Origin of the sequence: Falsiroseomonas tokyonensis (assembly GCF_019024325.1) — a bacterium.
In the GTDB taxonomy this organism is placed as follows: Bacteria; Pseudomonadota; Alphaproteobacteria; order Acetobacterales; family Acetobacteraceae; genus Falsiroseomonas; species Falsiroseomonas tokyonensis.
This window is the reverse complement of the sequence record NZ_JAFNJS010000001.1, coordinates 287029-308098: the sequence shown is the minus strand read 5'-3', so window position 1 is coordinate 308098 and position 21070 is coordinate 287029. Positions and strand designations below refer to the sequence as shown.

19 protein-coding genes are annotated in these 21070 nt (G+C 70.1%); 9 read left to right on the top strand and 10 right to left on the bottom strand.

Annotated features, from left to right (window positions below; all coding sequences use genetic code 11):
• The first annotated feature begins 40 nt into the window (after nucleotides 1-40).
• From sucC to J3S20_RS01355, 5 genes are all read left to right on the top strand, one after another.
• A complete protein-coding gene (sucC, locus tag J3S20_RS01375) occupies nucleotides 41-1264 on the top strand; it encodes an ADP-forming succinate--CoA ligase subunit beta (protein WP_343215172.1) in 1224 nt (407 codons plus the stop codon).
• Between the two features lie 3 nt (nucleotides 1265-1267).
• On the top strand, nucleotides 1268-2164 hold the full coding sequence (sucD, locus tag J3S20_RS01370) for a succinate--CoA ligase subunit alpha (RefSeq protein WP_216833903.1): 897 nt from the start codon (nucleotides 1268-1270) through the stop codon (nucleotides 2162-2164).
• Between the two features lie 120 nt (nucleotides 2165-2284).
• The gene (locus tag J3S20_RS01365; RefSeq protein ID WP_216833901.1) at nucleotides 2285-5185 is read left to right on the top strand and encodes a 2-oxoglutarate dehydrogenase E1 component; all 2901 of its coding nucleotides are present in this window, start codon (nucleotides 2285-2287) and stop codon (nucleotides 5183-5185) included.
• A 30-nt stretch (nucleotides 5186-5215) separates the two neighbouring features.
• On the top strand, nucleotides 5216-6454 hold the full coding sequence (gene odhB, locus J3S20_RS01360; RefSeq protein ID WP_216833900.1) for a 2-oxoglutarate dehydrogenase complex dihydrolipoyllysine-residue succinyltransferase: 1239 nt from the start codon (nucleotides 5216-5218) through the stop codon (nucleotides 6452-6454).
• 165 nt (nucleotides 6455-6619) lie between these two features.
• The gene (locus tag J3S20_RS01355; protein ID WP_216833898.1) at nucleotides 6620-6937 is read left to right on the top strand and encodes a hypothetical protein; all 318 of its coding nucleotides are present in this window, start codon (nucleotides 6620-6622) and stop codon (nucleotides 6935-6937) included.
• Nucleotides 6938-6998: 61 nt separating this feature from the next.
• Here J3S20_RS01355 and J3S20_RS01350 read toward each other — a convergent pair whose 3' ends face one another.
• Nucleotides 6999-7979: a Bug family tripartite tricarboxylate transporter substrate binding protein gene (locus J3S20_RS01350; protein ID WP_216833897.1), complete on the bottom strand. Its 981-nt coding sequence runs from the start codon at nucleotides 7977-7979 to the stop codon at nucleotides 6999-7001.
• Nucleotides 7980-8038: 59 nt separating this feature from the next.
• Between J3S20_RS01350 and J3S20_RS01345 the strand changes: the two genes are divergently transcribed.
• Nucleotides 8039-8500, top strand: coding sequence for a DUF3237 domain-containing protein (locus J3S20_RS01345; protein ID WP_216833895.1), 462 nt, complete (start codon nucleotides 8039-8041; stop codon nucleotides 8498-8500).
• Between the two features lie 3 nt (nucleotides 8501-8503).
• Here J3S20_RS01345 and J3S20_RS01340 read toward each other — a convergent pair whose 3' ends face one another.
• The 8 genes from J3S20_RS01340 to J3S20_RS01305 form a co-directional block, all read right to left on the bottom strand.
• On the bottom strand, nucleotides 8504-8821 hold the full coding sequence (locus tag J3S20_RS01340; RefSeq protein WP_281419426.1) for an ATP-binding protein: 318 nt from the start codon (nucleotides 8819-8821) through the stop codon (nucleotides 8504-8506).
• A 21-nt stretch (nucleotides 8822-8842) separates the two neighbouring features.
• Nucleotides 8843-9577, bottom strand: coding sequence for a histidine kinase dimerization/phospho-acceptor domain-containing protein (locus J3S20_RS01335; protein WP_216833892.1), 735 nt, complete (start codon nucleotides 9575-9577; stop codon nucleotides 8843-8845).
• A 49-nt stretch (nucleotides 9578-9626) separates the two neighbouring features.
• Nucleotides 9627-11192 (bottom strand): D-aminopeptidase, encoded by a 1566-nt coding sequence (locus J3S20_RS01330; RefSeq protein WP_216833890.1) that lies wholly within the window; start codon nucleotides 11190-11192, stop codon nucleotides 9627-9629.
• On the bottom strand, nucleotides 11192-12103 hold the full coding sequence (locus J3S20_RS01325) for an EamA family transporter (RefSeq protein WP_216833888.1): 912 nt from the start codon (nucleotides 12101-12103) through the stop codon (nucleotides 11192-11194). Before J3S20_RS01325 ends, J3S20_RS01330 begins: the two co-directional genes overlap by 1 nt.
• 10 nt (nucleotides 12104-12113) lie before the next feature.
• On the bottom strand, nucleotides 12114-13259 hold the full coding sequence (locus tag J3S20_RS01320) for a mandelate racemase/muconate lactonizing enzyme family protein (RefSeq protein WP_216833886.1): 1146 nt from the start codon (nucleotides 13257-13259) through the stop codon (nucleotides 12114-12116).
• Nucleotides 13256-14233, bottom strand: coding sequence for a Bug family tripartite tricarboxylate transporter substrate binding protein (locus J3S20_RS01315; RefSeq protein ID WP_216833884.1), 978 nt, complete (start codon nucleotides 14231-14233; stop codon nucleotides 13256-13258). Before J3S20_RS01315 ends, J3S20_RS01320 begins: the two co-directional genes overlap by 4 nt.
• A 215-nt stretch (nucleotides 14234-14448) precedes the next feature.
• On the bottom strand, nucleotides 14449-15864 hold the full coding sequence (locus tag J3S20_RS01310) for an amidohydrolase family protein (RefSeq protein WP_216833882.1): 1416 nt from the start codon (nucleotides 15862-15864) through the stop codon (nucleotides 14449-14451).
• An 87-nt stretch (nucleotides 15865-15951) separates the two neighbouring features.
• Nucleotides 15952-17520, bottom strand: a complete 1569-nt coding sequence (locus J3S20_RS01305; protein WP_216833880.1) for an ABC transporter substrate-binding protein — start codon at nucleotides 17518-17520, stop codon at nucleotides 15952-15954.
• 130 nt (nucleotides 17521-17650) lie between these two features.
• On the opposite strand from J3S20_RS01305, the gene J3S20_RS01300 reads away from it, so the two are divergent.
• The 3 genes from J3S20_RS01300 (at nucleotide 17651) to J3S20_RS01290 (ending at nucleotide 19831) form a co-directional block, all read left to right on the top strand.
• On the top strand, nucleotides 17651-18346 hold the full coding sequence (locus J3S20_RS01300; protein WP_216833878.1) for an SIMPL domain-containing protein: 696 nt from the start codon (nucleotides 17651-17653) through the stop codon (nucleotides 18344-18346).
• Nucleotides 18347-18542: 196 nt separating this feature from the next.
• Complete coding sequence (locus J3S20_RS01295; RefSeq protein WP_216833876.1) at nucleotides 18543-18938, top strand: hypothetical protein; 396 nt, start codon at nucleotides 18543-18545, stop codon at nucleotides 18936-18938.
• A 92-nt stretch (nucleotides 18939-19030) separates the two neighbouring features.
• Nucleotides 19031-19831 carry a GntR family transcriptional regulator gene (locus J3S20_RS01290; RefSeq protein WP_216833874.1) on the top strand — a complete coding sequence of 267 codons (801 nt, stop codon included), beginning with the start codon at nucleotides 19031-19033 and terminating at the stop codon, nucleotides 19829-19831.
• A 249-nt stretch (nucleotides 19832-20080) separates the two neighbouring features.
• Here J3S20_RS01290 and J3S20_RS01285 read toward each other — a convergent pair whose 3' ends face one another.
• Entirely contained in the window at nucleotides 20081-21067 is a 987-nt protein-coding gene (locus J3S20_RS01285) for an enoyl-CoA hydratase/isomerase family protein (RefSeq protein WP_343215131.1), read from the bottom strand.
• Between the last annotated feature and the right edge of the window lie 3 nt (nucleotides 21068-21070).

Genomic DNA, 21070 nt, shown 5'->3' with positions numbered 1-21070 from the left:
CCGGCGGCGCCGATGCCTTCAAGGTGTTGGCCGCCGGCCCATTTGGCGCCCTGCTTGCCGGAGACATCGGATGAACATCCACGAATACCAGGCCAAGGAATTGCTGCGCCGCTACGGCGTGGCGGTGCTCGAGGGCCATGTGGCCTGGACGGCGGATGAGGCCGTGGAAGCGGCGAAGAAGCTGCCTGGCCCCGTCTATGTCGTGAAGTCGCAGATCCATGCCGGCGGCCGCGGCGCCGGCCGCTTCGCCAATGACCCGAACGGCAAGGGCGGCGTCCGCGTCGTGAAGTCGATCGAGGCGGTGCGCGAAGCGGCCGAGGCGATGATCGGCAAGGTGCTGGTCACCAAGCAGACCGGCGAGCAGGGCAAGCTCGTCTCCCGCGTCTTCGTGGAAGACGGCTGCGACATCAAGCGCGAGCTCTATCTCGGCCTGCTGGTGGACCGCGAGACCAGCCGCGTGACCATCATGGCCTCCACCGAGGGCGGCATGGAGATCGAGGAGGTGGCCCACAACCACCCCGAGAAGATCCTGAAGGTCGCCATCGACCCCGCCTCCGGCATTTTCCCCTACCATGCCCGCAAGCTGGCCTTCGGCCTCGGCCTCGAGGGCAAGCAGGTCGGCGCCTTCCAGAAGTTCGTCCTCGCGCTGTACGGGGCCTTCCTGGAGCTCGACTGCGCCATCGTCGAGATCAACCCGCTGGTCGTGACCGGCAAGGGCGACATCGTGGCGCTGGACGCCAAGGTGTCCTTCGACGAGAGCGCGCTGTTCCGCCACAAGGACCTCGAGGCCCTGCGCGATGACAGCGAGATGGACCCGAAGGAGCTCGACGCGGTCAAGAACGACCTGAACTATGTGGCGCTCGACGGTGAGATCGGCTGCATGGTGAATGGCGCGGGCCTGGCCATGGCGACCATGGACATCATCAAGCTGTACGGTTCCTCCCCGGCCAACTTCCTCGACGTCGGCGGCACGGCGAATGCGGCGCGAGTGACGGAGGCGTTTCGCATCATCACCTCCGACGTCAACGTCAAGGCGATCCTGGTCAATATCTTCGGTGGCATCGCCAAGTGCGACATGATCGCCAATGGCATCGTCGAGGCGTCCAAGAACCTGTCCCTGAGCGTGCCGCTGGTGGTGCGGCTCGAGGGCACGAATGTCGACCTCGGCAAGAAAATCCTGGCTGAATCCGGCCTCGCTATCATCCCCGCCGACAACCTGGCCGACGCGGCCCAGAAGGTCGTCGCTGCTGTGAAGGGCGCCTGAACCATGGCCGTTCTGATCGACGCCAAGACCCGCGTCATGACCCAGGGTTTCACGGGGGCCCAGGGCACCTTCCATGCCTCGCAGGGCATTGCCTATGGCAGCACCTATGTCGGCGGCACGACCCCCGGCAAGGGCGGCACCATGCACCCGGAGCTGAACCTGCCGGTCTTCAACACCGTGGTGGAATGCCGGGACGCGACGGGCGCGAATGCGACCGTGATCTACGTGCCCGCCCCCTTCGCCGCGGATGCCATCCTGGAAGCCATCGATGCCGAGATGCCGCTGATCATCTGCATCACGGAGGGCATTCCGGTGCTCGACATGGTGAAGGTGAAGCGCGCGCTGTCCGGCTCCAAGTCCATCCTGGTCGGGCCGAACTGCCCGGGCGTGATCACGCCGGATGCCTGCAAGATCGGCATCATGCCGGGGCACATCCACCGTCGCGGCTCGGTCGGTATCGTGTCCCGCTCCGGCACCCTGACCTATGAGGCGGTGGCGCAGACCACGGCGGCCGGCCTCGGCCAGTCCACCTGCGTCGGCATCGGCGGCGACCCGGTGAAGGGCATGGACTTCATCGATGTCCTGAAGCTGTTCCTGGCCGATGACGAGACCCAGTCCATCATCATGATCGGCGAGATCGGCGGACAGTCCGAGGTGATCGGCGCGCAGTACCTGGCCGAGCACAATTTCGGACCCGGCAAGCCGAACAAGCCGGTGGTCGGCTTCATCGCCGGCGCCACGGCCCCCCCGGGCCGCCGCATGGGCCATGCCGGCGCGGTGATCTCGGGCGGCAACGACACGGCCGCGGCGAAGATGGAAGCCATGGCCAAGGCCGGCATCCATGTCGCCGACAGCCCCTCCGCGCTCGGCTCCACCATGGTGAAGGCGCTCAGGAAGTAACCGAACGGTCATCAGGGTCGCGCCAGGCTCCTGGCTCAGGGGCTCACTCTCGCGGTCCTGGTGACCTATCTATAGCCGCGGCGCGCCGCCAGAACCGCGGCGCGCGCAACGGAGACGGAAATGGCCGGAGTGGATGTCCTCGCGAGTGCGATGTCGGGCGCGAATGCCGCCTACCTCGCCGACCTCTATGCCCGATGGGCGGAGAAGCCGGACAGCGTCGATCCCTCCTTCGCCGAACTCTTCGGGGCGCTGAACGACGAGGCGCGTGCGGTGCTGACCGATGCGACGGGCGCCAGCTGGGCGCCCCGCATCCGCGGCGCCTTCGGCCCGGACCCCGAGGCGCCGCCGGCGCCGAAGAAGGGCGACAAGACCGCCCCGGCCGCGGCCGCCGCCGGCAATACCGTGGACAAGGCGGCCGCGCAGCGCGCGGTCCTGGATTCCATCCGCGCCCTGATGCTGATCCGCAGCTACCGCGTGCGCGGCCATCTGGAAGCGCAGCTGGACCCGCTGGGCCTGCAGGTGCCGAAGCCGCATCCGGAGCTGGACCCCAAGACCTACGGCTTCACCGAGGCCGACCTGGACCGGCCGATCTTCCTGGATTTCGTGCTGGGCCGGGAATACGCGACACTCCGGGAAATCCTGGCGATCTGCCGCGCCAGCTATTGCGGCTCGATCGGCGTCGAGTTCATGCATATCCAGGATCCGGAGCAGAAAAGCTGGATCCAGCGGCGGATCGAGGGCGCGCCCTGGGTCAAGGCCTTCGATACCGAAGCGAAGCGCCAGATCCTGCGCCAGCTGACCGAGGCCGAGGGCTTCGAAGCCTTCTGCGCCAAGAAATACGCCACCACCAAGCGCTTCGGCCTGGAGGGCGGTGAGAGCACCATCCCCGCCATCCAGTCCGTCATCGAGGTCGCGGCCGGCCAGGGCGTGAACGAAATCTCGATCGGCATGGCCCATCGTGGCCGGCTGAACGTGCTGGTGAATGTGGTGAAGAAGCCCTTCCAGGCCGTCTTCTCCGAGTTCAAGGGCAATGCCGCGACGCCCGAGGATGTGCAGGGCTCCGGCGACGTGAAGTACCACCTGGGCACCTCGACCGATATCGAGGTGGCGGGGCGGATGGTGCACCTGTCGCTGCAGCCGAACCCCTCCCACCTCGAAGCCGTGGATCCGGTGGTGGTGGGCAAGGTGCGCGCGCGGCAGGACATGGCCGGCGACACCAAGGGCCGCAAATCCGTCATGGGCATCCTGCTGCATGGCGACGCCGCCTTCGCCGGCCAGGGCCTGGTGTACGAGACGCTGGCGATGAGCCAGCTGATCGGCTACCGCACCGGCGGCACCATCCATATCGTCACCAACAACCAGATCGGCTTCACCACCGTCCCGGCGCATGCCTATTCGGGCCTGTACTGCACCGACGTGGCGAAGAGCATTCAGGTGCCGATCCTGCATGTGAACGGCGATGATGCGGAGGCCGTGGTCTTCTGCGCCCGCATGGCGGCCGAGTTCCGCATGCAGTTCGGCGCCGACTTCGTGCTCGACATCGTCTGCTATCGCCGCCACGGCCATAACGAGACGGACGAGCCGGCCTTCACCCAGCCGATCATGTACGGCCGCATCCGCGAGATGAAGACCACCCGCACCCTCTACGCCGAGCGCCTGGCGAAGGAGGGCAGCGTGCCGGCCGAGGAATCCAAGGCGGTGCTGGACGCCTTCAACGCCCAGCTGGAGGAAGCCTTCCAGGCGGCGGCCAGCTTCAAGCCGAACAAGGCGGATTGGCTGGAAGGCCATTGGTCCGGCCTGAAGGCCGTGACGGTGGGCGAGGACGTCGAGCGGCTGCACGAGACCGCGGTCGGCCTGGACGAGCTGCGCGAGGTTGGCGCCGCACTCGCCCGCGTCCCCTCCGATTTCGGCGCGAACCCCAAGATCCTGCGCCAGCTGGAAGCCAAGAAGACCGCCATCGAGACCGGCGAGGGCATCGACTGGGCGACCGGCGAGGCGCTGGCCTTCGGCACCCTGCTGCTGGAAGGCCACCGGGTTCGCCTGTCCGGCGAGGACGTTCAGCGCGGCACCTTCAGCCAGCGCCATGTCCACCTGGTGGACCAGAAGACCCAGGCCGAATACGTCCCGCTGAACAATATCCGCGCCGGCCAGCCGAAGTTCGAGGCCTTCAACAGCCTGCTCTCCGAGATGGGCGTGCTCGGCTTCGAATACGGCTATACCCTGGCGGACCCGCGCACCCTGGTGCTGTGGGAAGCGCAGTTCGGCGATTTCGCGAACGGCGCCCAGGTGATCATCGACCAGTTCATCGCCAGCGCGGAGACCAAGTGGCTGCGCATGTCGGGCCTGGTGATGCTGCTGCCGCATGGCTACGAAGGCCAGGGGCCGGAGCATTCCTCCGCGCGGCTGGAGCGCTACCTGCAGCTCTGCGCCGAGCGCAACATGCGCGTCGGCAACCTGACCACGCCGGCCAACTACTTCCACGCGCTGCGCCGCCAGCTGAAGGCGAACTACCGCAAGCCGCTGGTGCTGATGACGCCGAAGTCGCTGCTGCGGCACAAGCTGGCGGTCTCCACCCTGGCCGATTTCGGCCCGGGCAGCAGCTTCCAGTACATCATCCCGGAAACCGACGACCTGGTGGCGCCGGACCAGATCAAGCGCGTCGTGCTCTGCACCGGCAAGGTCTATTACGACCTGCTGGCGGAGCGGCGGGAGAAGGGCGTGAAGGACGTGGCGATCCTGCGCGTCGAGCAGCTCTATCCCTTCGCCAAGACGACGCTGGCCAAGCTGCTCGCGCCCTATCGCAATGCCGATGTGGTCTGGTGCCAGGAGGAGCCCGAGAACATGGGCGCCTGGACCTATATCGACCGCAAGATCGAAGGCGTGCTGAACAGCATCGAGATCAAGGCGAAGCGCCCGACCTATGTCGGCCGCATCGAGGCGGCGAGCCCGGCCACCGGCCTCGCCAAGGTTCACCAGCAGCAGCAGGAAACCCTGGTGCGCGAGGCGCTCGGCCTTTCGTGAGCGCCGCGTCCTAGGCAGAAGGCAGGACAGATGACCGATATCGTGGTGCCCCCCCTCGGGGAAAGCGTCTCCTCCGCGACCATCGCGCGGTGGCTCAAGAAGGCCGGGGAAGCCGTGGCGCTGGATGAGCCGCTGGTGGAGCTGGAGACCGACAAGGTCACGGTCGAGGTCAATGCCGCCGTCGCCGGCGTGATCGAGAGCATCGCCGCCGAGGAAGGCGCCGAGGTCGGCCCCGGCGCCGTGCTCGGCGTCATCAAGGAAGGCGCCGCCGCCGCCGCCAAGCCGGCCGCCGGCACGCCGAGCAAGCCGACCCCGGCCCCCGCCGCCCCGGCCCAGCCCAAGGCGGAAGCGCCAACCCCGGCCCCCGGCCCGGTCTCCCGCCCGGCGGAAGGCGCCTCGCACGGCCCGGCCGCGAACAAGGCGATGGCCGATGCCGGCATCACGGCCGAGCAGGTCGGCGCCCGCTCCGGCAAGGATGGCCGGGTGACCAAGGGCGATGTGCTCGCCTTCCTGTCCAAGCCGGCCGCCGCCCCCGCACCCGCCGCCGCCAAGGCGCCGCGCGCCCTGGAAGCGGGCGAGGAGCGGGTGAAGATGACCCGCCTGCGCCAGACCATCGCGCGCCGGCTGAAGGAAGCGCAGAACACCGCCGCCATGCTGACCACCTTCAACGAGGTGGATATGGGCGCGGCGATGGCGCTGCGCGCCGAATACAAGGACGCTTTCGAGAAGAAGCACGGCGTGAAGCTCGGCTTCATGTCCTTCTTCGTGAAGGCCTGCGTCGCGGCGCTGAAGGAATTCCCGGCGGTCAACGCCGAGATCGACGGCGACGAGATCGTCTACAAGCACGCCGTCCATATGGGCATCGCCGTCGGCGGCCCCTCCGGCCTGGTGGTGCCGGTGGTGCGCAATGCGGACCAGATGGGCTTTGCCGAGATCGAGAAGACCATCGGCAGCTACGGCAAGAAGGCGCGCGACGGCGCGCTGAAGCTGGAGGAGCTGACCGGCGGCAGCTTCACCATCACCAATGGCGGCATCTACGGCAGCCTGATGTCCACGCCGATCCTGAACCCGCCGCAGTCCGGCATTTTGGGGATGCACAAGATCCAGGAGCGGCCGATGGCCGTGGGCGGCAAGGTCGAGATCCGGCCGATGATGTACATCGCGCTGAGCTACGACCACCGGATCGTCGACGGGAAGGAGGCGGTGAGCTTCCTGGTCCGCGTGAAGGAAAGCATCGAGGATCCGCGCCGGCTGATGCTGGACCTCTAAGGGTCCGAGAGCCAAGGCCCCCACCCCAACCCTCCCCCGTAAGCACGGGGGAGGGAGCGGTCCTTCTCCCTCACCTGCGGAGCGGGGGGTTGCGGCACTGCCGCAACGCCGAAGGCTGGCCGGGGTGGGGGCAAGCGCCGACCTCCCCCCGCCGAGGCGCCCCCCATGCTGATCCTCGCCTTCGGCTTCCTCGCCCTCTGCGCCGCCCTCGAATACCGCGCCCGCGGCGAACCGGCGCTCCGCCCCGAACCCCGCACGGACCGCATCTGGCGCGGCCTCGGCACCCTGGCCGGGTTGCTCGCCACCATCGGGCCGCTGGTGGTCATGGCCCGGCTGGATGTGGCGCTGGGCGCCGCCGCCTATCTGCTCGGCGCTGCCTTCGCCTTCGCCGGGGGATTTACGCCCGAGCGCTGGTGGGGCCTGACCTCCATGGCTGCCGGCGTCTTCGGCCTCGGCCTGCTGGCGGGCGCGCTGCTGGCCTGAAGCATTTTCAATGCCTTGCGGCTTCGCAAGGCGACTCGGAAAATGCGCCAGGACAACGCCTCTACTCGATGGCGCGGAAGCCGGTGGCGCGCACCACCTCCGCCCAGCGCGCCGTCTCCGCCTGCATCATCCGCGCGAAATCCACCCGGCCATTGCCGGCGGGCCGGAAGCCGGTTTCCGCCAGGCGGGCGCGCAGCGGCGGCGCGGCCAGCACCCGCAGCACGCCTTCCTCCAGCGAGGCCAGCACCGGCGCGGGCGTCGCGGCGGGCGCCACCAGGCCGAACCAGGCATGGAAGCCGAGGCTCGGCCGGCCGAGCTCCGCCATGGTCGGCACCTGCGGCAGCAGCGGCGCGCGGGCCGGGCCGGTGACGGCCAGCGCCTTCAGCCGGCCCGCCTGCACATGCGGCGCGACCAGGGCGATGGTGCCGAACATGCCCTGCACATCGCCGCCGAGGATCGCCGTCATCGCATCGCCGGTGGCGCGGAAATGCACCGCCTCCGCCCGCAGCCCGGCCTCGGCGGCCAGCATCGCCGCACCGAAATGGCCGGGCGTGCCGGCGCCAAAAGTGCCCATGAAGACCTGCGGTCGAGCCTTGCCCCAGGTGACGTAGCTGTCGAGGTCCGCCACCGGCAGGCTGGCCGGCAGCACGAAGGCGAAGTCGATGGCCGCGACCTCCGCGACGGCGGAAAAATCCCGGGCGGGGTCGTAGGGCAGGCGGGCATAGGTGCTGGGGGCCATGGCGAGCTGGCCGACCTCGCCGAAGAGCAGCGTCGTGCCATCCGGCGCCGCGCGCGCCACCTCCTGCGCCGCGATGGCGCCGGCCGCGCCGGGCTTGTTGTCCACCACCACGCCCGCGGGCCAGCTTTCGCGCAGCGCCTCCGCCAGCAGCCGGCCCACCACATCCGGCCCGCTGCCGGGCGGGAAGCCCAGCACCAGGCGGATCGGTCGGTCCGGCAGGGCCGCGCGGGCGCCCGGGGCGGCGAAGGGCAGCAGGGCGGCGCCGGCCAGCAGGGCACGGCGGCCAGGATGCGATTGGCGCATGGACGGAACTCCCTTGATTGTTATGCTACATAATAAGCAAGGGCGAGGGCGGGCGGGCAATGGAAAGCGTGGCGCTGGCTTCCGAATTCGTGGCGCTGGTGGAGGTGGCGGTGGGCCCGCCCCTCTCGCTCGGCGCCGGGCCACTGGGAGAGCGGCGGATCGTGCCGATCCTCGGCGGCACCGTGACCGGCCCGCGGATGCAGGGTGAGGTTCTGGCCGGCGGCGCCGATTTCCAGCTGATCCGTCCCGACCGCGTGGCCGAGATCGAGGCGCGCTACACGCTGCGCCTGGCCGATGGCGCCCTGGTGCAGGTCACCAATCGCGGCCTGCGCCATGCTTCGCCCGAGGATATGGCCCGCCTGCTGCGCGGCCGCCCGGTGCCGCCGGAGCGCGTCTATTTCCGCACCGCCCCGGTCTTCGAGACGCCGGCGCCCGCGCACGCCTGGCTGACCCGCAGCCTGTTCGTCGGAATCGGCGAAAGGCACCCCGACACGGTGCTGATCCGCATCTTTGCCGTCTGAAGGTCAGCGGCGCAGGCTGGCCCGTACGGTGAGGCCCGGCGGCACCGCGCCCGGCCGCGCATCGGCAAGCGTCACCGCGCCCCCATGCAGCCGCGCCACCGCCGCGACCAGCGCCAGGCCGAGGCCGGTGCCCGGGCTGCGGCGGCTGCGGTCCAGTCGGTAGAAGCGGTCCAGCACGCGGCCGCGCTCGGCCGCCGGCACGCCCGGCCCGTCATCCGCCACCTCCAGCCGGCCAGGCCGCAGCGTGATCCGGATGGCGCCGCCGGGGCGGCCAGGGGTCAGCGCATTCTCGATCAGATTGGCCAGCATCTGCCGCAGCAGCGCCGCATCGCCAGAAAGGGTTTACGCAGGCGCGATATCGGCTGTGAGGGTGGCGCCGGCCTCCTCCGCCACGGGCGCATAGGTCTCGGCCAGGTTGGCGACCAGCGCCGAGAGGTCCAGCTCCCGAAAGCCGGCGGGGGGCCCGCCGCCCTCGGCCTGGGCGATGCGCAGCAGGGCGGCGAAGGTGGACAGCACCGCATCCAGCTCCGCCAGCGCGTCCTCCAGCGCCGCCTCGTCCTCCGCCGTGTCACGCGGCGCCGCCAGCCGCGCTTCCAGCCGCATCCGCAGGCGTGAAAGGGGGCTGCGCAGGTCATGCGCCACGTCGCTGCTCACCTGGCGCAGCGCGGCCATCAACTGCGCGATCCGTGCCAGCATGGCGTTCATGGTGGCCGCCAGCCGGTCCAGCGCGTCGCCGCCGCCGGTCAGCGGCAGGCGCTGCGCCAGGTCGCCCTGCATCACCGCCTGCGCCGCGCTGGACCGCCGCACGAGCCGGCGCTCCACGCCGCGCGCCAGCAGCAGCCCGGCCAGGATCACCGCCGCGGCCGTCAGCGTGCCGCCCATCAGCAGCCAGCCGGCTAGGCCGCGCGCGGCGGCCTGCCGATTGGCGAGGTCGGCCGCCACCACCACCAGCCCATTGCCGCCGCCCGCGCCCAGATCGCCATGAACAACCGCGGCGCGGCGCAGCGGGAGGTGATGCAGCTGCTGCGAACGCTGGGCCAGGTCAGCTGAGGCGATCGCCCGGATCCTGTCGTCCAACCCTTTCCCCCCGTCCGGGGGGAGTGGGTTTTTTGGGTTTTCGGGGCCTCTAATCCGCCGCCAGGCGGGCGTATTCCAGCCCGCGTGCCAGCCAGCAGCCCACCGTCACGCCCGTCACACTTCCATCCGCCCCGCGCCGGAAGGCCAGCGTCCAGTCCCCCGGCGGCGTATGGTCCAGTGCGCGCCAGCAGGGCAGGGCCCAGAGGTCCGGCCCGATTGGCTCCAGCAGCTCCATCCGCCCCTGGCCGAGGAAACCGGAAAAGCCGCCATAGGCGACGCCGCCCGCCTCGGTGACCAGCAATTCGGCGTCCAGCTCCGCGCAGCGGTAGCGGCCGGCGAGGCCGGGGGCGGCTTCGCCCGGGCAGGGCCGCAGCAGGCTCGACTGGTTTTCCTGCGGCCGGTCCATCCACAGCCCCTCCGGCGTCGGGCGCAGCCGGGTTCGGCCCGTGCCGGCGCTGCCATCGGGGCGCAACTCCAGCCGTTCCGCGCCATGGCCGAAGCGCAGCCGCACCACGCCGGGCGCCGCGCTGTCCAGCCGCACGGCAAGGCCCGTCTCCGGCTCCACATAGGCACCGAGCCAGTCCGGCGGGGGCAGGCTGGCATCGGGCTGCGGCGCCTCCGCCCCCAGCAGGGCGGCCAGCGCCTCCATCGCCGCGGCATTGGCATCCGAGAGGTGATTGAACATCACGACCACGGAAATGCGCGCCGCCGGCGCATAGAGCCGATGGCTGCGCCAGCCGCGCAGCGCGCCGCCATGGCCCAGGATGGGCGTGCCAAAAGCCTCGGCCCGGCCGAGGCCGAAGCCATAGGGCGCCGGGCTGCCATCGGTGAAGGCGACGGGCGCGGCCAGGCGGGCATGCAGGCTGTCCGGGTCGTCGCGCGTTGCGTCGATATGACGTTCCCAGGCGATCATGTCGTCCAGGCTGGCGCCGAGCCCGGCATCGCCGGTCCAGATCACATTGTTCACCGCGGGTCGGAAGCCGCCGGCCTGGCTGCCTTCATAGCCTTCGGTGCCGTCCGGCATGGCGCGGGTCTCGGCCGCCAGGAAGGCGCTTTCCATCCCGACGGGGCTGAAGATGTGGCGCCGGAGCAATTCGGAAAAACTGCGGCCGGTGACGTCCTGCAGCGCGTCGGAGATCAGCCGGAAATTCTGGTTCACATAGGAATAGCGGGTGCCAGGAACAAAATGCAGGCTGGTGGTGCCGGCAATGACGCGCGCGGCCTCCACATCGCCGAAGGCGGATTCGGCCGGCGCGCCATGCAGCATGGCCACCGCCCAGTAGTCGCGCAGGCCGGACTGGTTATGCGCCAGCAGCCGCGTCGGCGGCGCGGCATCGCCGAGGCGTGGCAGGCGCGCGCGGATCGCGGCATCCAGCGCCTCCAGCTGGCCGACCGCGCGCAGCATGGCGCCGCAGGTGAATTGCTTGGTGATGGAGCACATGCGGAACAGCGTGCGCGGCGTGAAGGGAATGCGGCGCTCCGCATTCGCGAAACCCCAGGCTTGGCGGGCGATGACCTCGCCCTGCCGCAGCACCGCAATGGCGCCGCCCGGGCCGGGGTAGCGGCGCGGCAATTCGCGCAGGACGCGGTCGAGGCGGGCAGAGAGATCGGACATCAGCGGCTTCCCCAGAGCACGAGCACGACGCCGGCCACCACCACCAGCGAACCGATGACATCGGCGCGCGTCGCCTTCTCCCGCAGGTAGAAGCGGCTGAAGGCCAGGGTGAAGAGGATCTCCACCTGGCCCAGCGCGCGCACCAGCGCGACCGGGGCCAGGGCGAAGGCGGAGAACCAGCAGGCGGAGCCGAGCGCGGACAGCGCGCCGACCTGGCCGCTGTCGCGCCAGGTGGCGAAGACGGCGCGGAACTGCGCCGGCTCCTTCCAGGCCAGCCAGGCGCCCTGCATCAGCGTCTGCATGGTATTGATGATGACCAGCAGCAGCAGCGCCTTGAAGACCACATCGCTGCCCGGCATGGCCTGGTTCGCCGCCTTGATCAGCACGCCGGTGAAGCCGAAGCAGAATCCGGCGCCGATGCCGCACAGCGCCGCCGGCTGCGTCAGCCCGCGCAGCAGATCACCCGGGCTGGTGCCGCGCCCGGCCAGCGAGAGGTACAGCACGCCGCCGACGCCGATGGCGATGCCGAGCCAGGAGAGCAGCGACAGATGCTCGCCCAGCAGCAGCGTGGCGACGAAGGCCGCCTGCATCGCCTCGGTCTTCGCATAGGCTGTGCCGACGGCGAAATTGCGATGGCCGAAGGCCATGATCAGCAGGTTGGTGCCGAGGATCTGCCCGAAGCCGCCGGCGGCACACAGCGCCAACACGGTGAGGGACAGCGCCGGCAGCGTGCCCCCGAAGGCCGCCGCATAGAGGCCAAAGATCGCCAGCCCCACCGGCACGCCATAGAGGTAGCGCACCACCCCCGCGGCATTCACCGAAAGCTGCCCGCGCAGCCGCTGCTGCATGGCGGTCCGCCAGCACTGGAACAGCGCGGCGGAGAGGGTGAAGCCGATCCATCCGGAGATCATCCGGCGTTTATCAGCCCAGCCGCGGGTCCAGCCAAGGCCGGTCCATGCGTTTCCATTCGGGAAAAGCGCCGGGGTTCAGCGTGATGCCGAGGCCGGGGGCCTGGGACAGGCGCGCCGCGCCGTTGACGAAGCGCAGGCTCTCGCCCGCAACGATGTCGAAGAAGGCCTCGGTCTCCCCGTACTGCACTTCCAGCACGAGGAAATTCGGGATGGCGGCGCAGAGATGCACGGAATGGGCGTGGCAGACGGGGCCGGTGGGGTTGTGCGGCGCGATCTCCACCCCCGCGGTCTGCGCCAGCGCGGCGATGCGCTGGATCTCGCCGAGCCCGCCGGCATGCTTCGCATCGGGCATCAGCACGTCGTAGCAGCCGGCCTCCACCAGCGGGCGATAGGCGGCCAGGCCCGACAGGCTCTCGGCGCCCGCCAGCCGCATGCCTCGCGCATTGGCCAGGCCGCGCAGCCGGACGATCTCGGCGTGATTCGCCTCCGCCACCGGACATTCCAGCCAGAACAGGTTTTCGGAGGAGACATCGCGGATCAGTTGCGCGGCGCCGCCGGGGGAGAAGCGCCAATGCGCGTCGACCATCAGGTCGATGTCCGGCCCGATCGCGGCGCGCACGGCGGCGATGCGGGCCAGGCCCTCCGCATAGGCGGCGCGGTTGGCGGCGGTGCGGCCATCCTCCCAGACCATGGGCTCGAAGGGCGCGAGTTTCACACCCGAGAAACCCTCGGCCACGGCGCGGGTCGCGGCCGCCGCGAAACCCGCCGGCGTGCGCGGATTGGCGCCGCGGTTGATGTTCGCATAGAGCCGTACGCTGTCCGAAAAAGCGCCGCCGAGCAGCCGGTGCATAGGCTCGCCGTGGCGCTGCGCCGCCAGGTCGCACAGCGCCTGATCGAGCGCCGAGATGGCGGTGGCCGTCACCAGCCCGCCCGGCGCATGCGGAAGGTAGCGGGCGATGCGGTTGCGGTCGCGCGCATCCTCGCCCCGCAGGTTCGCCGCGATGCGGGCAAGCTCGGCCGCCATCAGCGGCTCGTGATTCGCCAGCGTGCATTCGCCAAGGCCGGTCCGTCCGTCCTCGGTGGTGACCTCGACGAAACTCCAGTTCGTCTTGGGCGTGACGTTGAAGCCGCGGAAGCGGATGTCGGTGATCTTCATGTGACGCGGATATTCGCGCGGGTGGCCAGGTCCTTCCATTTGGCGATGTCGCTGCGGACCCGCGCGGCCAGCACATCCGGCGTGCTGGTCACCACTTGGCCGCCGATCAGCTTCACCCGGTCCTTCACCTCCGGCAGCTGGCCGATGCGCTGCAGCTCGGGCACCAGCCGCTCCACCACGGCGGAGGGCAGGCCCGGCGGGCCGAAGAGCGCGTTCCAGGCGATGGTCTCGAAGCCGGCGAGGCCGGATTCATCCAGGGTCGGCACCTGCGGCGTATCCGGCCAGCGTTCCAGGCTGGTCACCGCCAGCAGCTTCACCTCGCCACGCGTGACGAAGGGCATGATGTTCACCATGTTCGCGATCAGGAAGGGCGCGTCGCCGGTGATCACCGCCTGGCCCATCTGCGCCGCGCCGCGATAGGGGATGTGCTCCATCCGCACGCCGGCCATCATGCAGAAGAGCTCGGCCGAAAGATGGGCGGAGGATCCGACGCCGCCGCTGCCGTAGTTGTAGTGGTTCTGGGGCTTTTCCTTGATGGCGGCGATCAGCCCGGCGACGTTGTCCACCGGGAAGACGCGCGGATTCACCACCAGCGCATTGGGCCCGGTGACCAGCAGCGAGATCGGCGTGAAGTCTTTCTCCAGGTCATAGGGAAGGTCCGGGTAGATCGCGGCATTGATGCCGTTGGAGCCGGCATTGCCGACCAGCAGCGTGGAGCCGTCGGGCGGCGCGCGGAAGGCGTTCTCCACGCCCACGCGCCCGCCGGCGCCCGGACGATTGTCCACCACGAAGGACTGGCCGAAGGCGCGTTCCAGATGTGGGGCAAACAGGCGGATGGTGGTGTCGTTGCCGCCGCCCGGCGCGCCGGGTTCGACGATGCGGACGGGGCGGCTGGGCCAGGCTTGCGCGCGGGCCAGGCGAGGCGCGGCCAGGGCCGCCAGGGCCGTGGCCAGCAGGGTGCGACGTTGCGGCATTTTGGGGCCGTGCTCCGGGACGTTTCTCCGGCGGCCATCATGGCGCGGGGGAAGGGGCGGGGCCAGAGTGGGGGAGGTGGCGCCTTGCCCCCACCCCAACCCTCCCCCGTGAGAACGGGGGAGGGAGTCAGGGCGCCTCCCTCCCCCGCTTTACGGGGGGTCGCGGCGCTGCCGCGACGCCGAAGGCTGGTCGGGGTGGGGGCTTCGCGCCCCCCTTAGCGCCGCACCTGCCCCCAGCCCGGATTCTCCACCACCATGTGCCGCAGCTTCGCGCGGTCCAGCATCGCATCCGTCTCCCGCCACGCCGCAGTACCGATCTCGGTGCCGTCCAGATGCGGGCAGACGCGGTCGCGCATCAGCACCTGGCCGTCCACCACCACGTCCAGCACGTCCTGCCCATTGGCGAAGTAGACAACGCGCGCCACCGGCATATTCGCCGGCACCATATGCGGCGCCGAGAGATCGACGGTGATGACATCCGCCTTCTTGCCGACCTCCAGGCTGCCCAGCTCATGCCCCATGCCGAGGCCGCGCGCGGCGTCGATCGTCACCATCTCCAGCGCCTTGCCGGGCGGCATCATCGTCTCGTCGCGGAAATGGCGCTGGTGGTAGCGGATGCACTGGAACATGTGGCGGAACATGTCGCCGGAGCGGTCGGGCGCCGTGGCGTCCGAGCCGATCATCACGGTCACACCCGCCTCGATCATCTTCGGCGCCGGGCAATAGCCGCGGACCGCGGCGATGGCGGAGGGGTTGTGCACCACGCTCGTGCCGGTGCGCACCAGCGTGTCGATATCCGCATCCGTCAGCTCGGTGCAGTGGCTGAGCCAGGCATCGGGACCGAGCAGGCCGAACATGCGGTCCGCCAGCTCGATGCTGCCCTGGCGATGGCCGTCCTGGTGGAAGGGCGCGCCGCGCGACCGGCCCGCTTCGCGCACCAGATGCCCCTGGCGCTCGATCTCCTTCACTTTTGCGGCGTCGTGCTTGGCTTCACGATAGACGGGCATCAACGTCGCCACCTTCACGCGGCCCTTGTTGTGCCACTTCTCGACACCGGCGGTGATGACATCGAGCTGCTGCTCGAAGCTGACGGGCCGCTCCACGCCATCCGGCCCGACATAGGGGCGCGGGAAGGGCGGGCGGGTCGGGCCGAGCACCAGCAGGCTGCGGATGCCGACTTCCTCCGTCGCCTCCGCATGCGCATCGGTGAAGGCCGTGTCGTCCACGCGACCGATGCTGTCGCCGCCGCCGAGCAGCGAGACGCCGGTGGTGACGCCGAAGCGCAGCCGCTCATAGGCCGCGAGCTTCGCCTCCGCGCGCCAGAAGCTGGGCGGGGAGGCGAGGGTGTAGATGACGCGGCAGGCTTCCATCCAGCCGGCGCTGTCATTGTTGCCCATGGTCTTCACCAGCCCGTGGCCGGCATGGGCATGGCCGTCGATCAGGCCGGGCAGGATGGCGCGGCCGCGCGCCTCGATCACCTGCTTCGCCTGGCCGTGCGCGGCCTCCACCTCCTCGGTCGGGCCGACGGCCTGGATGCGGCCATCCTTGATGGCAACGGCGCCATCCGGCAGCACACGGCGCGCCGGGTCCATGGTGATGACGACGCCGCCGCGGATGAGAAGATCGGTCATGCTAGTCCTCGATGAGGTCAAGAAAAGTCAGCGCTGCCCCGTTTGGCAGGGGGGGCAGCGCGGGTCGGCAGTGCGCGGACGGCAGGCTCAATCCACCTTCACAAGCCAAAGCCGCAGCCGGTTGTCCGGTGCCTGGCGCAGGTCGATGCCGCGGCGGGACGCCCAGGCGATGGGCTGCTGGAACAGCGGGATATGCGCGATCTCGCGGCGCTCGATCTGCAACGCCTCGCGGATCAGGGCGCGGCGGCTGGTCTCGTCCGGCGCTTCCGCAGCGCGGGAGACCAGCGCATCGAATTCCGCATTCGACCAGCGGCCGTAGTTCAGCCCGCCCGTCGTCGGCGTATTGGTGCGCAGCACCTCGTTCAGCGTCGAATAGGCATCCGCCAGCGGCAGGCCCGCATGGCCCAGCATGTACATCGAGAAATCGCGCGTCGCCGTGCGGCGGGACCAGATATTGGTGGGTTCCGACTGCAGCTGCAGCCGGATGCCGACGCGGGACAGCATCGCCGCCACCGCCTGGCAGGTGCGCTCGTCATTCACATAGCGGTCGTTCGGGCAGACGATGCCCACCGAGAAGCCGTTCGGGAACCCCGCCTCCGCCAGCAGGCGCTTCGACGCCTCCGGGTCATAGGGCAGGCGGTCGTTCAGGTCGGCGGGCGCGCCGGTCAGGAAGGGGCTCACCATCATGCCGGCGATCCAGGCCTTCTCCCGCATCACCGTCCGGCGCAGGGCGTTCACGTCGATGGCGCGGTAGATCGCCTCCCGCACCCGGCGGTCGCGGAAGGGGTTTTGGCCGCGCACGTCGGAGTACAGCAGCTCGTCCCGCTCATAATCGAAGCCGAGATAGATGGTGCGCAGCTCCGGCCCCTCGACCATCTGCACCCGCTGGTCCTGCAGCAGGCGCGGAATGTCCTGCAGCGGCACCTCCACATTCGCGTCGATGGCGCCCGAGAGCAGGCTCGCCGTGCGCGTCGCCGCGCTGCGGATCGGCTGGAAGTTTACCCGAGTCAGGTTGTGCAAGGGGGTGTCCCACCAGCGCGCATGCGGCTCGAGGACAGTCCGCTCATCCGGCCGGCGCTCCGTGATCCGGAAGGGCCCGGTGCCATTGGCCACGCGGGTCGCGCCCGATTCGGTCTGCGCCGAGAGATTGGCCGCCTGCACCGCATTGTTCGCCCGCGACCAGCCCTCATCCATCATGAAGAACTGCGTGATGGAGGCGAGCAGGATGGGGAAGGGGCGGTGCGTCTCGATCTCGATGGTGTGGCTGTCGACCTTCCGCACTTCCTTGATCGCGCCCAGCAGCCCGCGCGCCAGCGACCCCGGCCCGTTCACCCGCGACCAGGTGAACAGCACGTCGTCTGCGTCAAAACTCTCGCCATTGTGGAAGACCACGTTGCGGCGAAGGTTGAAGCGCCACACGGTCGGGCTGGTGCGCTCCCAGCTCTCGGCCAGGGCAGGCTCGATCTCGATGCGGTCGTTGTGCCGCACCAGGGCCTCATAGACATTGCCCAGGAAGGTATTGGTGAAGGTGTTGTTGGAGGAGTGCGGATCCAGCGTCAGCACATCGGCGTTGTACGCCCAGGTGAAATTTTTCGCGGCCAGCGGCGTTGTCACGGCGAAGGCGCCTGCGAGCAGGGTGGCGAGGGCAAGGCGCATGGCGTGGATCTCCGGCTGGGATACCGCCAGGGTCTGTCCGCATCGCGAAGCCGTCAATCGCCTTCCGAACGGCTGCCGCCATTCCGCCGCATGAATCTGCTGGCCTGTCACCGCATCGAGGAAAGACCGTATGCTGCATCCGATCCGCGCCCTGACCATGGCCACGCTGCTGTTGGCGCCGCCCGCGTTGGCACCCCCCGCCCTGGCGCAGCCCGCCGGCCTGACGGAGACGCTGCTGCATCTCGGTGAGACGGCGGAGGTCACCCGCGCGCCGGATGAGGTGGTGGCCACGCTGCGCGCCGAAGCGCGCGCCGGGACCGCCGCGGCGGCGCAGCAGGCGGTGAACCGCGCCATCGCCGCCGCCGTCACCCGCGCCCAAGCCACCCCCGGCATCCAGGTTTCGACCGGCGGCTACTGGACCGGACGGGTGGAGGAGCAGCGCAACTGGCAGGCCAGCCAGGCCGTGACACTGCGCGGCGGCGACGGCCCCGCGCTGCTGGAACTGGCCGGCACGCTGCAGGGCCAGGGCCTCGCCATGGTCTCCCTGGACTGGACCTTGCGGCGGGAGACGGAGCGCGCGGCGCGGGAGGAAGCCGCCCGCCTGGCGCTGGAGGCGCTGCAACGCCGCGCCGCCGCCGTCGCCCAGCAGCTCAACCTGCAACTCGTCGGCCTGCGGGAAGTGCGGATCGACGCGCCGGAGCGTGGCCCGCGGCCGATGGCCATGGCCGCCCGATCCTCCGTCTCCTCCTCCGCCGCCCCGGTGGCGGTGGCCGAGGATGCGGTGGTGCGCGCGACGGTGGAGGCGGTGGCGGTGCTGCGCCCGTGACCGATCCGGCACCTGGCAGAGGGGGCAGAGGTTCAGAACTGACCCAAAACCCCATTCTGCCGCAACTAGTATACTCTTCCTCAAGTTCTGCCGTCCAAAAAACGCAGGGCGGCCCTGCCTATTGAATGGCTGCGCAGGGGCGGCTTATGCGCTAGACCCCCTGAATGGTGGCAACTCCATGACGGAAACTATTCGAATGGGTGTCGTAATCGGGGAGGTAGCACGCAAGCTCGGCTATCGCCCGGGCATGGCCTGTGCTGTTCTGGGCAACCCCCCGGGGATGACCTTCGGCCTGCCGAACGGGGCCACCGCGGCCGCCGACCTGATCCTCGCCTTCGCCGCGGACAAGGTGGCGCTTCGCGCCATCGCCCCGCGTGCGCTCAACCTCTACGGCATCGGCGCGCGCCTCTGGTTCGCCTATCCGAAGAAGACCGGCCCGGTCCGCTCCGACCTCGACCGCGACCATGGCTGGGACCCGCTGACCACCGAAGGCCTGTTGCCGGTCACGCAGGTGGCGCTGGACGATACCTGGTCCGCGCTGCGCTTCCGCTTCCGCGAGGAAATCCCGAAGGTCATGCGCGCCGGGGCCTGATCCGGCCACACGGATCGGACAATTCCATCGCCCGGCATCCTCCTGTAGCTTCCGGCGGTGAACCCAACCGGGTCCACCCCACCGGAAACCGCATGACCCAAAGCCGCAGCCCGGCTGGCGAACCCCTGCCCCCGCCGCCTGGTCCATCCCTCCGCAAGCCCGCCGGGCTGGCGCCGGACCTCAACCGCAGCGCCGTCGCCCGCTACCTCCAGCTCGCCACCCTGTTCCGCCACCGCGTCGAACAGGGCGTCTGGCTGCCGGGCAGCCAGATCCCCACCGTGGACGAACTCGCCGCTGAATGCGGCGTGGCGCGCGCCACCATCCGCCAGGCCCTCGACCAGCTCGCCGAGGAAGGCCTCATCGAGCGCTTCCGCGCCAAGGGCACCTTCGTCAGCACCACCCCACCCCAACGCCTGTGGTGCGACGTCGAAACCGACTGGACCGGCTTGCTGCGCTCCCGCGAAGGCGCGCATATCGAAATCCTGTCCGACACACCCGGCCAACCCGGCCAAGCCCTGCCGCCCGCCATCGGCCACCCCGCGCCCCTCTACCGCCACCTCCGCCGCCGTCACTGGCGCGACAACCAACCCTTTCTGCTGGCCGACGTCTGGCTGGACGAAAGCCTCTCCCCCAAAATTACCCCCGACGACCTGACCACCAAGACCGCCCTGCGCCTGGTCGCCAGCATCCCCGGCATCCGCATCGCCAACGCCCGCCAAACCCTCACCATCGGCAGCGCCGACGTCGAAACCGCCAGCGCCCTCCACCTGCCCCTCAACGCCCCCATCGCCCACGTCCACCGCGTCGCCCTCGACCCCCGCGGCACCCTGCTCCTCGTGGCCAACGGCCGCTACCGGGGCGACACCGTGCGGATCGACGTGAAACTTCGGTAGGCGGGGTGATGCGCGGGTGATTGCCAGGGGGCTTTGCCCCCCGGCACCCCCCACCAGGAGGCAGTGGCCTCCTGGACCTCAGGACCTTTGAGCAGAAATGGAGAGGGGGCCAGCGGTACCGCAGATCATGCGGCCGCTCCGGCCCCCTCTCCATTTCTGCTCATGATTCAAGGGTTCCAAGGGGCCACTGCCCCTTGGCGGGAGGGTGCAGGGAGGGCGGAGCCCTCCTTGCAAACCACCAGCGCCCACTCAGCCCACGAAGAATCCGTCGAGCCGCGCCGGGGCCGGCGCCCAGGTGGGGCTGTTGTCCTTGTCGACCAGCACGGCGCGGACGCCTTCGGCGAAGTCGGGGTGTTGGGTGACGGGGCCGGTCAGGGCGAGTTCGGTGGCGAGGCAGCGGGCCAGGTCCTGGGTGGCGCCGCGGTGGAGGAGTTCCAGGGTCACGGCCAGGCTGGTGGGCGACATCTTCGCCAATATGGCGGATTGGGTCTGGGCCCAGTCGGTGTTTTCGGTGGCGAGGGCGGCCTGGATGGCGGGCAGGGTGGTGGGGCCGAAGCAGCGGTCGATGGCGGGGCGTTGGGCGGCGAGGGCGCCGGGCGGGACGGGCTCGGCGAAGTCCGCGACCACGCCGGGGTCGCCGGCGAGCAGCGCGCTGCGCAGCGGGGGCAGGCGGTCGCGCGGGACGAAGTGGGTGGCGAGGCCGGCTTCCACGGCTTCGGCGCCGCGCAGCCGGGCGCCGGTCAGGGCCAGGAAGCGGCCCATCGCGCCCGGCGTTGCGGAGGGCAGGCGCGGCAGGGTGAAGGAGGTGCCGACATCCGGGAAGAGCGCGATGGCGGTCTCCGGCATGGCGAGCAGTGCGTGCTCGGTGACGATGCGGTGGCTGCCATGGACGGAAACGCCGATGCCGCCGCCCATGCAGACCCCGTCGATCAGGCTGATCCAGGGCTTCTCGAATGTCGCGATGGCGGCGTTCACCGCGTATTCGCCGGCGAAGAAGGCGTGGATGGCGGCGCTGTCACCCGCCAGGGCCAGTTCCCGGATGCGGCGGACATCGCCGCCGGCGCAGAAGGCGCGGCCGCCGGCGCCTTCCAGGATCACCAGTTTCACAGCCGGGTCGTCCCGCAGCTGGCGGATGGCCGCGTCCAGCCGGGCGATCATCTCGCCGTCCAGCGCATTCAGCGCGCGGGGGCGGTTCAGCAGCAGGGTGCCGGCCGCGCCCTCCTGCCGGAGGAGCACGGT

Bases quoted from the DNA above. Each gene is read 5' to 3' on its own strand.
- sucD (WP_216833903.1), top strand. From the start codon at position 1,268: ATGGCCGTTCTGATCGACGCCAAGACCCGCGTCATGACCCAGGGTTTC.
- J3S20_RS01365 (WP_216833901.1), top strand. From the start codon at position 2,285: ATGGCCGGAGTGGATGTCCTCGCGAGTGCGATGTCGGGCGCGAATGCC.
- odhB (WP_216833900.1), top strand. From the start codon at position 5,216: ATGACCGATATCGTGGTGCCCCCCCTCGGGGAAAGCGTCTCCTCCGCG.
- J3S20_RS01355 (WP_216833898.1), top strand. From the start codon at position 6,620: ATGCTGATCCTCGCCTTCGGCTTCCTCGCCCTCTGCGCCGCCCTCGAA.
- J3S20_RS01350 (WP_216833897.1), bottom strand. From the start codon at position 7,979: ATGCGCCAATCGCATCCTGGCCGCCGTGCCCTGCTGGCCGGCGCCGCC.
- J3S20_RS01345 (WP_216833895.1), top strand. From the start codon at position 8,039: ATGGAAAGCGTGGCGCTGGCTTCCGAATTCGTGGCGCTGGTGGAGGTG.
- J3S20_RS01330 (WP_216833890.1), bottom strand. From the start codon at position 11,192: ATGTCCGATCTCTCTGCCCGCCTCGACCGCGTCCTGCGCGAATTGCCG.
- J3S20_RS01325 (WP_216833888.1), bottom strand. From the start codon at position 12,103: ATGATCTCCGGATGGATCGGCTTCACCCTCTCCGCCGCGCTGTTCCAG.
- J3S20_RS01320 (WP_216833886.1), bottom strand. From the start codon at position 13,259: ATGAAGATCACCGACATCCGCTTCCGCGGCTTCAACGTCACGCCCAAG.
- J3S20_RS01315 (WP_216833884.1), bottom strand. From the start codon at position 14,233: ATGCCGCAACGTCGCACCCTGCTGGCCACGGCCCTGGCGGCCCTGGCC.
- J3S20_RS01310 (WP_216833882.1), bottom strand. From the start codon at position 15,864: ATGACCGATCTTCTCATCCGCGGCGGCGTCGTCATCACCATGGACCCG.
- J3S20_RS01305 (WP_216833880.1), bottom strand. From the start codon at position 17,520: ATGCGCCTTGCCCTCGCCACCCTGCTCGCAGGCGCCTTCGCCGTGACA.
- J3S20_RS01300 (WP_216833878.1), top strand. From the start codon at position 17,651: ATGCTGCATCCGATCCGCGCCCTGACCATGGCCACGCTGCTGTTGGCG.
- J3S20_RS01295 (WP_216833876.1), top strand. From the start codon at position 18,543: ATGGGTGTCGTAATCGGGGAGGTAGCACGCAAGCTCGGCTATCGCCCG.
- J3S20_RS01290 (WP_216833874.1), top strand. From the start codon at position 19,031: ATGACCCAAAGCCGCAGCCCGGCTGGCGAACCCCTGCCCCCGCCGCCT.